This is a genomic window from Microlunatus antarcticus (genome assembly GCF_014193425.1).
Taxonomy (GTDB): domain Bacteria; phylum Actinomycetota; class Actinomycetes; order Propionibacteriales; family Propionibacteriaceae; genus Microlunatus; species Microlunatus antarcticus.
This window is the reverse complement of the sequence record NZ_JACHZG010000001.1, coordinates 349,101-362,021: the sequence shown is the minus strand read 5'-3', so window position 1 is coordinate 362,021 and position 12,921 is coordinate 349,101. Positions and strand designations below refer to the sequence as shown.

Here is a 12,921-nt window from a genome sequence, read left to right as displayed (position 1 = left end):
AGGACCATCCCAGCAGATCGCCCCGCGACTTCTACGGCGCCACGAGCGCCGACACCCCCACCGGTCGGACAAGGACCGCGGACGTCCGTACGCGGGTGTCCGCGAGGACGAGCGGCAGCGTGCGGGCGACGGTCGGGGACAGGCTGAGGACGGTCGCGTTCACGGGGCCGCGACGCGCCTCGATCTCGAGCGGCAGCCTCGGTCGCGTGACCTCGACGCCGAGGGCCCGGATCTGCGCGAGCTGCGCCTCCGGCTCCCGGCGGTGCGCGAGGTAGCGGGTGACGCCCTGCTGATCGACGATCCGGGCGACCCCGTCGAGGTAGCCACCCGGGTCGGGCGCCGCGGACCCGACGAACGAGCCGGCCACCAGGTCGACCCCGTCGCGGACGTCCGGGGCGGGGAACCGCTGCCGCAGCCACGCGTACGTGTTCGGCCGGACCTCGACGCCCGTCGACCTCGGCCCGGGCTCCTCCGGCGACCGGCAGGTGAAGAGCCGGAGCCGCGTCCCGGCGGCCCACCGCCGGACGAGCTCCGGCGTCACGCTGCCGTCGTCGACCACGGTCACGTCGGTCGGCCGGACGAGGCCGACCAGCACCTGCAGGACGCCGGAGGAGGGGTCGCCCACGACCAGGTGCCGGCTCTGGCCGAGCTCGTCGAGCAGCCCGCGGATCGTGCGCGCGACCGACGCCCCGCCCGAGCGCGGCTCGTGCCAGCGCACGGGAAGCCCCTCCCCGCGGGCCAGGGCGACCACGGCCCGGAGCTGGTCGCGGGTGCGGCCCGGGGCCGGCGCCAGGACGGCGACGCGGAGGCCCGCGAGCTCGTCGTCCCCCCGTGACGCGTACGCGAGCTCGATCACGTCCAGCAGCTGCGTCGGGCTCTCGACCAGGGCGAGCGCGGCGGTCGCGGGCGCCGAGGTCGGGTACGTCATCCCCGGACGGTAGGGGGACGACGAGGACGGACGCCCCGGACGGGACGAACGCCGGACGAACGGCACCGCAACGGTGAACGACGGGGCCGGGGGCGGACGACAGGTGTTCACCTGGCGTTGGCCCGGCGCACCGCCCGCGGCCACCTGCTGCCGTCCGCGACTCCTAGGTTCGCCGCGTGAGCGCGATTCCGGACCCGGGTGGGACCCGCCCCGCATGACGACGCAACTGCTGGTCACCTCGACCGCCGCCGAGGGACTGCTGGCCACGGCCGCGGCCGAGGCCGGCCTGCTCGACGTGGCCGACCGCCTGGTGGTGGTGCCGGGCACCGACGACGTGGAACGCGCGGCCGCCGCCGTCGGCGACGACGCGGTGGAGCTGGTCGTCGGCACCAGCAGCCTCCCGGTGGGTCGGGCGCTGTCCCGGCACCTCGGCGACGCCCCGGTGACGCTGCTGGCCGTCGGCGCGACCGCGTACGGCCCGACGTACGGCGCCCTGCAGGGCCGGCTGGCGAAGCGGGTGCGGCAGGTGCTCCACCTCGACCTCGTGCCCGAGCTGGAGCCGCTCCTGCTCGACGAGCGCGACGTCCCGACCCGACCCGTGCCGCTGGCGGGCGTCCGGGCGTTGGCCGCCGCGCTGCCCTCCCCGGGTCCGGTGCCGGACCCCACGACGCTCGTGCTGGGCCGGTCCGCGGCCTGGGGTGGCGGCCTGGACCGCGACGACCGCACCGACCTGCTCGTCGCGATGGTCCAGCGCTGCGCCGAGGCGGGGCACTCGCGCATCGTGCTGCTCCTCGACGAGGACACCCCGGACCGCGTCCGGCGCCCGCTCGACAAGGCCGCGGCCGCCGCCCGGGCCGACCTGACCCTGGTCACCGACGACGGCCCGGTCGAGGCGTGGCTCGCGCTCGACGGGGTCGGCCTGGTGGTCGGCAGCGCGACGGAGGACCTGCTCGTCGCCCGCAGCGTCTTCGGACGCCGGGTCGCCCAGCTGGACTCGGAGGTCGTGCTCAAGCACCTCGACGCGGCCGACGACCCCCGACGCGTCGCCGCCACCCTCGTCGCGGCGACGGTCCCGGACCTGCGCACCTGGACGGCTCACCCGGGCGGCCAGGACCCCGTCCCGCTCGACCTCACGGGGCTGCTGGGGACCGTCGCCTACACGATGCAGCCCGGCCTGCTCGCGGCCCGGCGGGCGGCCTCGATCGGCTTCCTCGAGGTCCACCCCAAGATTCGGCAGCGGTTCCTCCGCAAGCGCTGGCTCAGCGAGCTCCGGCTGCCCGGCGGCAAGCGGAAGGTCCACAAGACCCTCGGCTGACCGCTTTCCCTAAGAACGGGGCGCTCAGAGGACGGGCGGGCGACCCAGCCGGGTCATGCGCACGACGGTGCGCCACCGCATCGGCCGACGGAGGGGCCGGGCCGACCAGGCCTGCCGGTAGCCGGCCAGGATCTGCGGCAGCGGACCGCCCCGGAGGACGGCGACCACTGTCCACGTCAGCAGGTAGGCCACGCAGAGGGGCCAGGGCAGGGAGCGGACCGCCGCCCACATCCGGTTGCGGGCCGTCAGGACGACGTGCCCGGGGTGCCGCGAGGGAGCCGTGCGCGGGTGGAACGCGGTGAGGTCGGCCGAGTACCAGATGGTCCAGCCGGCGTCGAGCAGCCGCCACGCGAGGTCGGACTCCTCCATCGCGTAGAAGAACTGCCGGTCGAAGCCGCCGAGCGCGGCGAACGCGTCGGCGCGGACGAGGCAGGCGGCCCCGATGAAGTGGGTCACCTCGCCCGAGCGCAGCGCCGAGCGGCAGCCGACGCGGGGCACGTGACGCTGCTGCGTCCGGCCCTCCTCGTCGACGAGGCGGATCGCCATCGCGCCGAGGCCGGGGTCGTCGGCGAAGCGCCGCACCACCGTGGCCAGCACCGTCGGGCCGAGCAGCTCCGCGTCGTCGTCCAGGAACAGCAGCAGGCGGGCGTCCGCGACGGAGGCGCCGAGGTTCCGGCCGCCGGGGATGCCGAGGTTCTCGGGCAGCACGACGAGCTCCTCGTCGGGCCCGAGGGCGGGCAGGCGGACCTCCGAGGCGGGTCGCGCGGTCGCGCTGCCGTTGAGCACGAGCACCAGCTGCAGGTCGACGCCCACCTGGGCCCGCACCGAGGCGATGGCCCGCTCGAGCTCGGCGGGACGGTTGGCCTGGGTGAGCAGGACGACCGCGACCTCGTACGGCGACGTCCGCGGCAGCGGCTGGACGGCCTCCGGCTCGACCTCGCGGGCGGTGCTCCGCACCAAGGTCCCGGCAGTCGGGGTCAAGGGGTTCCTCCATCGTGCTCGTGCGGCCTCGTCCCCTGCATCGTCGACGGCCCGTCTGAACGGCAGGCGAACGTCAGCCGAGCGCGGCCCCAACTCACCGACAACGGCGGACCCGGCCCGGTGGCGCCCACTACTGTCGCCGCGTGCTCGCCATCCCGGCCGTCCCCGACGTCCCCGACGTCCCCGACGGGGCCCGCCCCCGCTGGTCGGTGATGATCCCCGTCCACGACTGCGCCGGCTACCTCGCGCTCGCGCTGCCCGAGGTGCTCGCCCAGCTCGGCGACCGCGACGACGCGGAGGTCGTCGTGGTCGACGACGCCTCGACCGACGACCCCGGGGCGGTCGTGGCCCGTCTCGGGCAGGGACGCGTGCAGTACCGGCCCAACCCGGGCCACCTGGGCGCCATCGGCACGTTCAACCGCTGCCTGACCCTCGCGCAGGGCGAGCTGGTGCACCTCCTGCACGGCGACGACACGGTCCTGCCCGGCTTCTACCCGGCCACGGAGGCCGCGCTGGCCGACCCGGCGGCCGTCGCCGCCGTCTGCCGCGTCCGCGACGTCGACGCCGACGGCGGCCCGCTGCACACGACCCGTTCCTACCGGCACGGGACCGGGGTCTGGTGCGACGCCCTCGAGTCGCTCGCGCTCTCCAACCGCGTCCGGGCCCCCGGCGTCGTCGTGCGCCGGTCCGCGTACGAGGCCGTCGGCGGCTTCCGGACCGACCTGCCGCACGCCGCCGACTGGGACATGTGGACGCGGCTGGCCGCGCACGGCCCGGTGGTGTTCGTCGACGAGGTCCTGGCCTGCTACCGCCGCCACGCCGCGTCCGACACCTCCACCCGGGTGCGGTCCGGCGCGAACGTCCGGGAGCGCGTGACGGTCGTCGGCGTCGTCCTCGGCTACCTCCCGCCGGCACGGCGGGCCCCGCTGGCCCGGCGCGCGTACGCGTACGCCGCCGTCTTCGCGGCCCGCACCGCGCTCCAGCAGGTACGCGCCGGTCGCCTCCCCGGCGCGGCGCGCCAGCTGCGGGAGGCGCTGCGCTGCCTCGCGCTGATCCCGCGGGGACTGCCCCGGCCCCCCTGACGAACGCCCCTGACGGACGCCCCGGACGACCAGCAGGAGACCGGCGGGCGACCACTCGACGACGAGTCGGCGACGACCGCGCGACCGCCCCGTCCACCGGCGGGCAGGGCCCGTCCCGGTCGTTAGCGTCGCCGGGTGACGACGAGACGAGCGCGCCGGATCGGCATCGCCGGGGCCGGCTTCTCCGGGGCGGTCATCGCCCGGCAGCTGGCCGAGGCCGGCCACGACGTCGTGGTGTTCGAGGCGCGAGACCACGTGGCCGGCAACTGCCACACCGAGCGCGACCCGGCCACCGGCGTGATGATCCACCGCTACGGCCCGCACATCTTCCACACGGCCGACGAGCGGGTGTGGTCCTACGTCAACCGCTTCGGCGCCATGGTGGCCTTCAACCACCGGGTCCGCACGACGGTGCAGGGCCGGGTCTACCTGCTCCCGGTCAACCTGCTGACGATCAACCAGCTCTTCGGCACGACCCTCGGTCCCGACGAGGCCCGGGCGCTCATCGCCCGCGAGGCGGACTCCTCGATCGGCGAGCCGCAGAACTTCGAGGAGCAGGCGCTGAAGTTCATGGGCCGACGCCTGTACGAGGCGTTCTTCCTCGGCTACACCCGCAAGCAGTGGGGCCTGGCGCCGTCCGAGATCCCGGCCGCGGTGCTCAAGCGGCTGCCGCTGCGGTTCACGTACGAGGACTCGTACTTCAACCACCCCCACCAGGCGATCCCCCGCGACGGCTACACCGCGGTGGTGGCGGCGATCCTCGACCACCCGGGCATCGAGGTCCGGCTGTCGACCCCGTACACGGAGGCGGACCGCGCCGACTTCGACCACTCGGTGTGGTCGGGGCCCCTGGACGCGTGGTTCTCCCACCGGTACGGCCGGCTCGGCTACCGCACGCTCGACTTCGAGGAGATCCGGGCCGAGGGCGACCACCTGGGCTGCGCCGTCATGAACTACGGCGACCTCGAGGTGCCGTACACGCGCATCGCCGAGCACAAGCACTTCGCGCCCTGGGAGGAGCACGCCGAGACGGTGTGCTTCCGCGAGACGAGCCGGCTGGCCGGGGAGGGCGACACGCCCTACTACCCGATCCGGCTGGCCCAGGACAAGAGCCTGCTGGGCCGCTACGTCGACGCCGCGCGCGTCGAGCCCGACGTGACGTTCGTCGGGCGGCTCGGCACCTACCGCTACCTCGACATGGACGTCACCATCGGGGAGGCTCTGACCGCGGCCGACGGCATCCTGCACGCGTTCGAGCACGGCACGGCCGTCCCGTCCCTCTTCGTCGATGCCTGAGCAGGAGGTCCGACCCATGGACGACGTCGTCCCCGGCACCCCGGGTGCCGCCGACGGGCGGCTGATCACCGTCGGCATCCCGGTGTTCAACGGCCGGTCGCTGCTGCGGAGCTGCCTGCACTCGGTGATCAGCTCCGGCCTGCCGCGCGAGCGCTTCGAGATCCTCGTGGCCGACGACGGCAGCCGCGAGCCCGAGACGCTGGCCATCCTCGCCGACTTCAGCGCCAAGCTGGCCGGCGAGCCGGGCTTCTTCCGGGTCCTCTCGCTGGGCACGAACTCCGGTGGCGCCGCGCGTCCACGGAACCGGATCCTCGACGAGGCGACGGGGGCGTACGTCTTCTTCATCGACTCCGACGACACGATCGGCAGCCAGGCCCTCGAACGCATCGCCGAGGCGGTCGCGGCGGTGGAGCCCGACTGGGTCGCGCTCCACCAGGTGCCCGTCAACGGCCGCGCCGCCGGGTGCACGGTGCGGCAGACGCAGGTCGAGGTGTCGCGCGACAAGGCCCTGTCGACGCTCACCGTGCACAAGGTCTTCCGCCGGGCCGAGATCGAGCGTCAGCACCTCCGCTTCGACGAGGAGCTCCCGTCGGGGCAGGACATCAGCTTCGCGTTCTCCTACCTCGTCAACGCGCAGCGCTTCCTCATGCTCGGCGGATACGACTACTACTACCTGACCCAGCACGGCGGCAACCCCGACGAGCCCGTGCACCTCTCCCGGCGGGCCAGCAGCCCGGCGGCGCTGATCGAGAAGAACCACCGGATCCTCACGTCGATGATCACCGACCTGACGCGCAGCCCGCTCTCCGAGGCCGAGCGGCTCCGGGTCGTCTACGACGTCCTGCTCCCCCGCGTGCTGCTGCGGCAGCGCTACCTCGCCTCGATCGCGAACGCCGACCCGGAGGTCGGTGCGAAGGCGCTGGCCGAGCTGGCCGGGCTGCTCGCCGACCCGCTGCTCGCGGGCCTCGACGACGCCGGGCTGCGGAAGGGCTTCACCCCCGAGCACCTGGCGGCGATCCGCGATCGGGACCTGCCCGGGCTCCGCCGGCTCATGAAGCAGGCCGGCCCCGCGCCGAAGGCCCCGGTCGGCACCGCCGAGCGCTGGGCGGGCCGGGCCCGCCGGGTCACCGACGTGGTCGCCGGGCTCGCGAGCCACCGGCACGTGGTCGAGGAGCTCGCGGCGCTGCGCCGCTCGGTCCGCGAGCTCCAGAAGGCCCAGGAGCGCCTGGAGGAGGAGCTCAGGACCCGCGGCTGACCGGCCCCCGGCCGTTCGCGGGGGCCTGGGCGCGACGCGGGTCCGGCCCGGCCTCCGGTGCCTGCCGCTCGGCGTCGCCGAGCCGCGCGTCGATCTCGCCGAGGCGGGTGGCCAGGACGTCGAGCCGCTGCTGGATGACCATCAGCCCGAACATGAGGTCGCGCCGCGACGGCTCGCGCCGCCGCAGCTTGGTCGCGCGGCTCACGGTGCGGGTCACCGCACCCCCCTGCAGCGTGTTGCGCAGGTAGCGGCCGGTGAGCGTCGCCGTGTGCTGCACCCCGGAGTGCTTCAGGTGGAAGGCGGCGGTGACCAGCGGGTTGTTCGACCCCGGCCGGCTCGCCAGCGTCCGGACGAAGCTGCCGAACTCGCGCTTGCGGACGGCCGCGCTCAGCTTCTGCGCCGTGGCCCCCTTGCCGCCCTCCCGCAGCGCGCTCGCCACGGTCTCGGGCGCGTACTGGGCGAAGACCGGCACGAGCGTGTCGAAGAGCGTGCGCTGCAGCGGGCCCGGCGTACGACGCGAGATCCACTCCATCTGCGAGATGACCCAGCCGAGCAGCGAGGTCTCGTAGACCTCGAGCAGGCGCTTCTGCGCCAGCCAGGTGTGCACCGTGTCGTGGTGGGCGAAGATCTGGAAGAGCCGGGCGTCGACGGTGGCCATCGTCTGACCCGCCCGGCCGACCCGGTGGTAGCAGAGCACCTCGGGCACGACGGCGAGCGCGCGCGCGGACAGCACCGTGAACCAGTGGAACGGGTTGTCCTCGTAGAAGCGGTCGCCGACCGGGAACCGGATGGCGTCGTCCTCCAGCAGGCTGCGGCGGTAGAGCTTGCGCCACGGCACCGCGATGAAGCGCAGCACCTGCCGCCGCGTCGGGACGTCGAGGGTGTAGCAGGGCTCGGTCAGGCCGGCCCAGCGGTGGGCGTCGGCCGGGTCGTGGCGCTCGCCGGTGGAGTCCACGACCTCCTGGTACTCGCACATCGCCAGGTCGGCGCCGCAGCGCTCGGCCGCCTCGACGAGCCGCTCGAACATGCGCGGCTCGACGAAGTCGTCGCCGTCGACGAAGCCCACCCACTCCCCCGTGGCCCGGTCGAGCCCCGCGTTGGCCGCCGTACCGACGCCGCCGGGGCTGTTGGTGGGCAGGAGCACCGGGACGAAGCGGGGGTCCCGCGCGCAGAACGCGGCGATCAGCTCCGCGGTCGCGTCGCTCGACCCGTCGTCGACGACCAGCACCTCGAGGTCGCGCAGGGTCTGCGCGGCCACGCTCTCGAGGCACCCCTCGATGTAGGTCTCGATGTTGTACGCGGTCACGACGATGCTCACTGCGGGCACGTCCGCCTCCTTCTTCGGGTCAGGCCGGCACTTGGGTCAGGCCAGCGCGCGACGCAGGACGAGGTCGGCCAGGAGCGGGTCCCGGCGCAGCCGCAGCCGGGCGTAGTCGCCCAGGTCCATGCGCAGCAGGTGGCGGTGCATCTTCAGGTTGAACTCGTCGACGACCTCCGGGGTCAGGCGGGTGGTCGCCCAGCCCCCGACGCGCAGCACGAAGTCCCAGTAGTGCTGGGCGTAGCGGCTGCGCTTCTCGGGCCGGCGCTCGAGCTCGGTGTAGGTCTCGTCGAGCGCCTCGACCAGGCTGAGCCGGGCCCGGCTCTCCCGGTTGGTCAGGTTGCGCCCGCCGGCGCTGACGATGTGGGTGCAGAGCGGCTGGTCCAGCAGGAGGATGCCGTCCGCGTCGAGCAGCGTCAGCCAGTGGCCGAGGATGTCGTTGTGCACCGGGGTGCCACCGAAGCGCAGCCCGGCCCGGCGGTAGTGATCGGTCCTCAGCACCTTGTTCCAGGGATAGCTGGAGAAGCCGAGCAGCTGCGGCGCCTCCGCCAGGTGCGTGAGGCGACGCCCCGTCGGCATGTAGCGGCCCCAGGCGGCGAGGTCGAAGACGTTCATGCCCTCGAAGGTCGACGCGTGCCCGCGGCGGTACCGGTACGGCAGGAAGGCGACGTCGGCGCTCGTCTCGTCCAGCCCCGTCACCGCGGCGGCCAGGCTGCTGGGGTGGATCTCGTCGTCCGCGTCGAAGAAGAGCGCGTAGCGCCCGGTGGCGAGCTCGAGCCCGCGGTTGCGCGCGATCCCGGCACCCCGGTTGGTCGTGAAGCGCTCCACCACCACGCGGGGGTCCCCGGTCGCGTCGACGCGGTCGGCCGAGCCGTCGGTCGACGCGTCGTCCACGACGACCACCTCGACGCTCGGCGCGTCGATCGCCAGGAGCGACCCGACCAGCCGGTCGACCGTCGCGGCGGCGTTGTGCATCGGGATGATCACCGACACGTCGGGTCGCATCGTTCCTCCTGGTCGGTCGGCGTGGGCTCGCGTCGGCGCGCACTGTAGAGGACGCGGACGACCGGCAGGTGACGTCGGTGGACCGGGGTGCGCGACCCCGTGAGGGCACGGTCGGCCCGCTCCGACCCACGAGCCGCCGTCGACCGCAGGACCTGCTTCTGCATCGTCACAGCAGCACGGTGGGACCGTTCATCCTCCGTTCACCTGACCGGGTCCAACCGGACAACTGACCTGCGTACGTTCCGGATCAGCCGGCGAGCCGCCGGCCGGCGTCGGGGGGCGCGCACGCGCTCCCGGCAGCCCTCCACTTGTCTGTGAAGGACTTGCATGATCACCTCCCGCCGCGCGCGGAACACCACGTTCGCCGCCCTCGCTGCGATGGCCTCCCTGAGCCTCGTCGCCTGCGGCTCCGACCCTGCTGGCACCGCAGCCCCGGGCTCGTCCGACGCCGGGTCGACCGGCGCCAACGCCTCCGGCCTGGCGTGCCCCTCGGGCACCCTCAACGCCGAGGGCTCGAGCGCCCAGGGCAACGCCATCACCGAGGCGATCGCCGACTACGGCTCCGCCTGCAACAACGCCTCCACCATCGAGTACAACCCGACCGGCTCCGGCGCCGGCATCAAGTCGTTCTACAACGGCCTGGTCGACTTCGCCGGCTCCGACTCCGCCCTCAAGACCGCTGCGGTCGACGGCGTCGTCGAGTCGGACAAGGCCAAGGAGCGCTGCGGCGGCAACGAGGCCTGGAACATCCCCATGGTCGTCGGGCCGATCGCCTTCGCGTACAACGTCGACGGCGTCGACAAGCTCGTCCTGAGCGCCGAGGTGCTGGCCAAGATCTTCAACGGCACCGTGAAGACGTGGAACGACCCGGCCATCACCAAGCTGAACCCGGGCGTCACCCTGCCGGGCGACGCGATCACCGTCTTCTTCCGCTCCGACGAGTCGGGCACCACCGAGAACGCCACCAAGTACCTGGCCGCGGCCGGCAACGGCGCGTGGACCAAGGAGCCGGCCAAGGCCTGGACCGGCACGGGCGAGGGCAAGAACAAGTCCTCGGGCGTGGCCGAGGCCGTCGGCAGCACCAAGAACTCCATCTCCTACATGGAGTGGAGCTACGCCCGCGACAACAAGCTCGCGATCGCCCAGCTCTCCAGCTCCACCGGCACGGGCGCGACCGAGCTGACCGGCGAGTCGGTGGGCAAGGCCGTGTCCGAGGCCACCGTGGCCGGCAGCGGCAACGACCTGGCCCTCAAGCTCAACTACGAGCCCAAGGACTCCGCCGCCTACCCCGCCCTGCTCGTGACCTACGAGATCGTCTGCAGCAAGGGCCTCGCCGCCGACAAGACGGCCCTCGTGAAGGACTTCCTCACCTTCTTCTCCTCCGACGAGGAGCAGAAGGCACTGCAGGACCTCGGCTACGCCCCGCTGCCGACCGACCTGCAGACCAAGGTCAAGACCGCGGTCTCCGCGATCTCCTGATCCATCCGGCGCCGGTGCCACCCGGTCGCGTCCGAGGTCGCCCCCGAGGCCTCGGACGCGCCGATCGGGTGGCGCCGGCGTCCTCGCGTCAAGCCGCAGAGCGTCCTAGAAGGGCTGACAGTGACCGATACGACACGACAGCCGGGTCCCGACGGCCGGACCGGCACCGTCGAGCCGGTGGTCGACCCGCTGGCCCACGCCAGGACCGGGTTCGACGACGGGCCATCCGCCTTCGCCCGCCCGGTGGAGGGTGACCCGCTGACGAGCGTCCCCGCCGCGGCCGACCCGGCCATCTCGCCCGTCCAGGACGAGGCCGCCCCCCACAGCCCGGTGCCCGTGGTCGAGCACCACGTCGCGCCGTCCCGACCGGACGCCGACCTGCGTGACGCCGACCGCCCGGGCAGCGGGGTCAGGCTCGCCACCATCAGCCGCACCGGGGACCTCGTCTTCGGCGCGATGACCAAGGGCACCGCGGTCCTCCTGGTGGCGCTCGTCGCCTTCGTCGGCATCTTCCTGCTGGTGCTCGCGCTGCCGAGCATCCTGGCCGACCAGGACAACTTCCTGCTGTCGCGCAACTGGCAGGTGTCCGGCGGCGACCTCCGCTTCGGCATCCTCGGCCTGCTCTGGACGACGGTGCTCTCCTCGCTCGTCGCGCTGGTCATCGCCGTGCCGGTCGCGATCGGGGTCGCGCTGGGCCTCACGCAGTACCTGCCCAAGCGCGTCGCCGGGCCCGTCGGCTTCCTGGTCGAGCTGCTGGCCGCCGTCCCCTCGATCATCTTCGGCCTCTGGGGCCTCACGGTCTTCGGTCCGTTCCTCGGCCCGATCGGTACCTGGCTCGGCAACGCCCTCGGTGTGATCCCGCTCTTCCGGCTGGAGTCCGACCCGAAGAGCACCGTCTTCGTCGCCGGCATCGTGCTGGCGATCATGGTCCTGCCGATCATCACGTCCATCTCCAAGAACGTCTTCGAGCAGACCCCCCGCGACCAGATCGAGGCCGCGCTCGCCCTCGGTGCGACCCGCTGGGAGGTCATCCGGACCTCGGTGCTCCCCTACGGCCGCTCCGGCGTGATCAGCGCCTCGATGCTCGGGCTGGGCCGGGCGCTCGGCGAGACGATCGCGGTCCTGATCATCCTCAGCCAGCCGGCGCCGGGCAGCGCCTTCACCCCGTCGATCTTCGCCGGCGGCGAGACGTTCGCCAGCAAGATCGCCAACAACGCGTCCGAGTTCGACTCGCCGTCCAAGACCGGCGCCTACATCGCGGCGGGCCTCGTGCTGTTCGTGGTCACCTTCCTGGTGAACGCGGCGGCCCGGACCATCGCCGACCGGGGAGTGAAGTGATGGCCACGTCCACCGCAGTGACGCCGGGCACCGGAGACGCCCCGGTCTCGTTCTCCAAGCCGAGCGGCTCGCGCACGCTCAAGAACGGCATCGCGACCGTCTACGTCGGCCTGGCCACCGTCCTCGCGCTGATCCCGCTGGTGTGGGTCCTGTGGACGGTGATCAGCAAGGGCTACAAGCTGCTGCTGACCTCCAGCTGGTGGCTGGAGAGCCAGCGCGGCATCACGCCCCGCCGGGAGGGTGGTGGCGCCTACCACGCCATCGTCGGCACCCTGGAGATCGGCCTCATCTGCGCGGTCATCGCCGTCCCGCTCGGGGTCCTCGGCGCGATCTTCCTGGTCGAGTACGCGCGGGGCACCAAGGCCGCGAGGGTCGTCAGCTTCACCGTCGACATCCTCAGCGGGATCCCGTCGATCGTGGCGGCGCTCTTCATCTACGCGCTCGTGATCACGATCCTCGGCCTGGGCCGCTCGGGCATCGCCGTGTCGCTGGCGCTGGTGCTGCTGATGCTCCCGGTCGTGCTGCGCTCCACCGAGGAGATGCTCAAGCTCGTGCCGGACTCCCTCCGTGAGGCCTCGTACGCGCTCGGCGTCCCCAAGTGGAAGACGATCCTGCAGGTCGTCATCCCGACCGCCTTCGGCGGCATCTCCACCGGCGTCATGCTCGGCCTGGCCCGCGTCATGGGCGAGACGGCGCCGCTGCTGATCCTGGTCTCGTACGCGGTGGGCATCAACTTCTCGCCGACCAGCGCGACCATGGCCTCGCTGCCGACCATGATCAACTCGAGCCGCGACATCGCGCCGAGCCTCCCCGGCTACGACCGGACGTGGGCTGCAGCGCTCACGCTGATCCTCATCGTCATGCTGCTCAACCTCCTCGCCCGCGGCATCTCGCGCGCGACGAAGCTCAAGGAGAAGTAAGAAC

11 protein-coding genes are annotated in these 12,921 nt (G+C 73.2%); 7 read left to right on the top strand and 4 right to left on the bottom strand.

What is annotated here, in order from left to right:
* Nucleotides 1-31: 31 nt before the first annotated feature.
* On the bottom strand, nucleotides 32-928 hold the full coding sequence (locus FHX39_RS01760) for a hypothetical protein (protein ID WP_183336268.1): 897 nt from the start codon (nucleotides 926-928) through the stop codon (nucleotides 32-34).
* A 214-nt stretch (nucleotides 929-1,142) separates the two neighbouring features.
* Between FHX39_RS01760 and FHX39_RS01755 the strand changes: the two genes are divergently transcribed.
* Complete coding sequence (locus tag FHX39_RS01755) at nucleotides 1,143-2,243, top strand: hypothetical protein (protein ID WP_183336266.1); 1,101 nt, start codon at nucleotides 1,143-1,145, stop codon at nucleotides 2,241-2,243.
* Between the two features lie 24 nt (nucleotides 2,244-2,267).
* On the opposite strand, the gene FHX39_RS01750 is transcribed toward FHX39_RS01755, so the two are convergent.
* Nucleotides 2,268-3,224 carry a glycosyltransferase family 2 protein gene (locus FHX39_RS01750; protein ID WP_198423220.1) on the bottom strand — a complete coding sequence of 319 codons (957 nt, stop codon included), beginning with the start codon at nucleotides 3,222-3,224 and terminating at the stop codon, nucleotides 2,268-2,270.
* Between the two features lie 143 nt (nucleotides 3,225-3,367).
* Here FHX39_RS01750 and FHX39_RS01745 point away from each other — a divergent pair, with 143 nt between their 5' ends.
* From FHX39_RS01745 to FHX39_RS01735, 3 genes are all read left to right on the top strand, one after another.
* On the top strand, nucleotides 3,368-4,306 hold the full coding sequence (locus tag FHX39_RS01745) for a glycosyltransferase (protein WP_183336264.1): 939 nt from the start codon (nucleotides 3,368-3,370) through the stop codon (nucleotides 4,304-4,306).
* A gap of 135 nt (nucleotides 4,307-4,441) precedes the next feature.
* Complete coding sequence (locus tag FHX39_RS01740) at nucleotides 4,442-5,602, top strand: UDP-galactopyranose/dTDP-fucopyranose mutase family protein (protein ID WP_183336262.1); 1,161 nt, start codon at nucleotides 4,442-4,444, stop codon at nucleotides 5,600-5,602.
* Between the two features lie 16 nt (nucleotides 5,603-5,618).
* Nucleotides 5,619-6,857, top strand: coding sequence for a glycosyltransferase family 2 protein (locus tag FHX39_RS01735; protein ID WP_183336260.1), 1,239 nt, complete (start codon nucleotides 5,619-5,621; stop codon nucleotides 6,855-6,857).
* Here FHX39_RS01735 and FHX39_RS01730 read toward each other — a convergent pair.
* Together FHX39_RS01730 and FHX39_RS01725 are read right to left on the bottom strand one after the other, a co-directional pair.
* A complete protein-coding gene (locus tag FHX39_RS01730; protein WP_183336258.1) occupies nucleotides 6,841-8,184 on the bottom strand; it encodes a glycosyltransferase family 2 protein in 1,344 nt (447 codons plus the stop codon). The two genes, FHX39_RS01735 and FHX39_RS01730, sit on opposite strands and share 17 nt — an antisense overlap.
* Nucleotides 8,185-8,220: 36 nt before the next feature.
* On the bottom strand, nucleotides 8,221-9,180 hold the full coding sequence (locus FHX39_RS01725; protein ID WP_183336256.1) for a glycosyltransferase: 960 nt from the start codon (nucleotides 9,178-9,180) through the stop codon (nucleotides 8,221-8,223).
* 327 nt (nucleotides 9,181-9,507) lie between these two features.
* Here FHX39_RS01725 and pstS point away from each other — a divergent pair, with 327 nt between their 5' ends.
* From pstS to pstA, 3 genes are all read left to right on the top strand, one after another.
* On the top strand, nucleotides 9,508-10,659 hold the full coding sequence (pstS, locus tag FHX39_RS01720) for a phosphate ABC transporter substrate-binding protein PstS (RefSeq protein WP_183336254.1): 1,152 nt from the start codon (nucleotides 9,508-9,510) through the stop codon (nucleotides 10,657-10,659).
* Nucleotides 10,660-11,115: 456 nt separating this feature from the next.
* Nucleotides 11,116-11,997 (top strand): phosphate ABC transporter permease subunit PstC, encoded by an 882-nt coding sequence (gene pstC, locus FHX39_RS01715; RefSeq protein ID WP_183340764.1) that lies wholly within the window; start codon nucleotides 11,116-11,118, stop codon nucleotides 11,995-11,997.
* Entirely contained in the window at nucleotides 11,997-12,917 is a 921-nt protein-coding gene (gene pstA / locus FHX39_RS01710; RefSeq protein WP_183336252.1) for a phosphate ABC transporter permease PstA, read from the top strand. The genes pstC and pstA overlap by 1 nt, the downstream gene beginning before the upstream one ends.
* Nucleotides 12,918-12,921 lie beyond the last annotated feature (4 nt).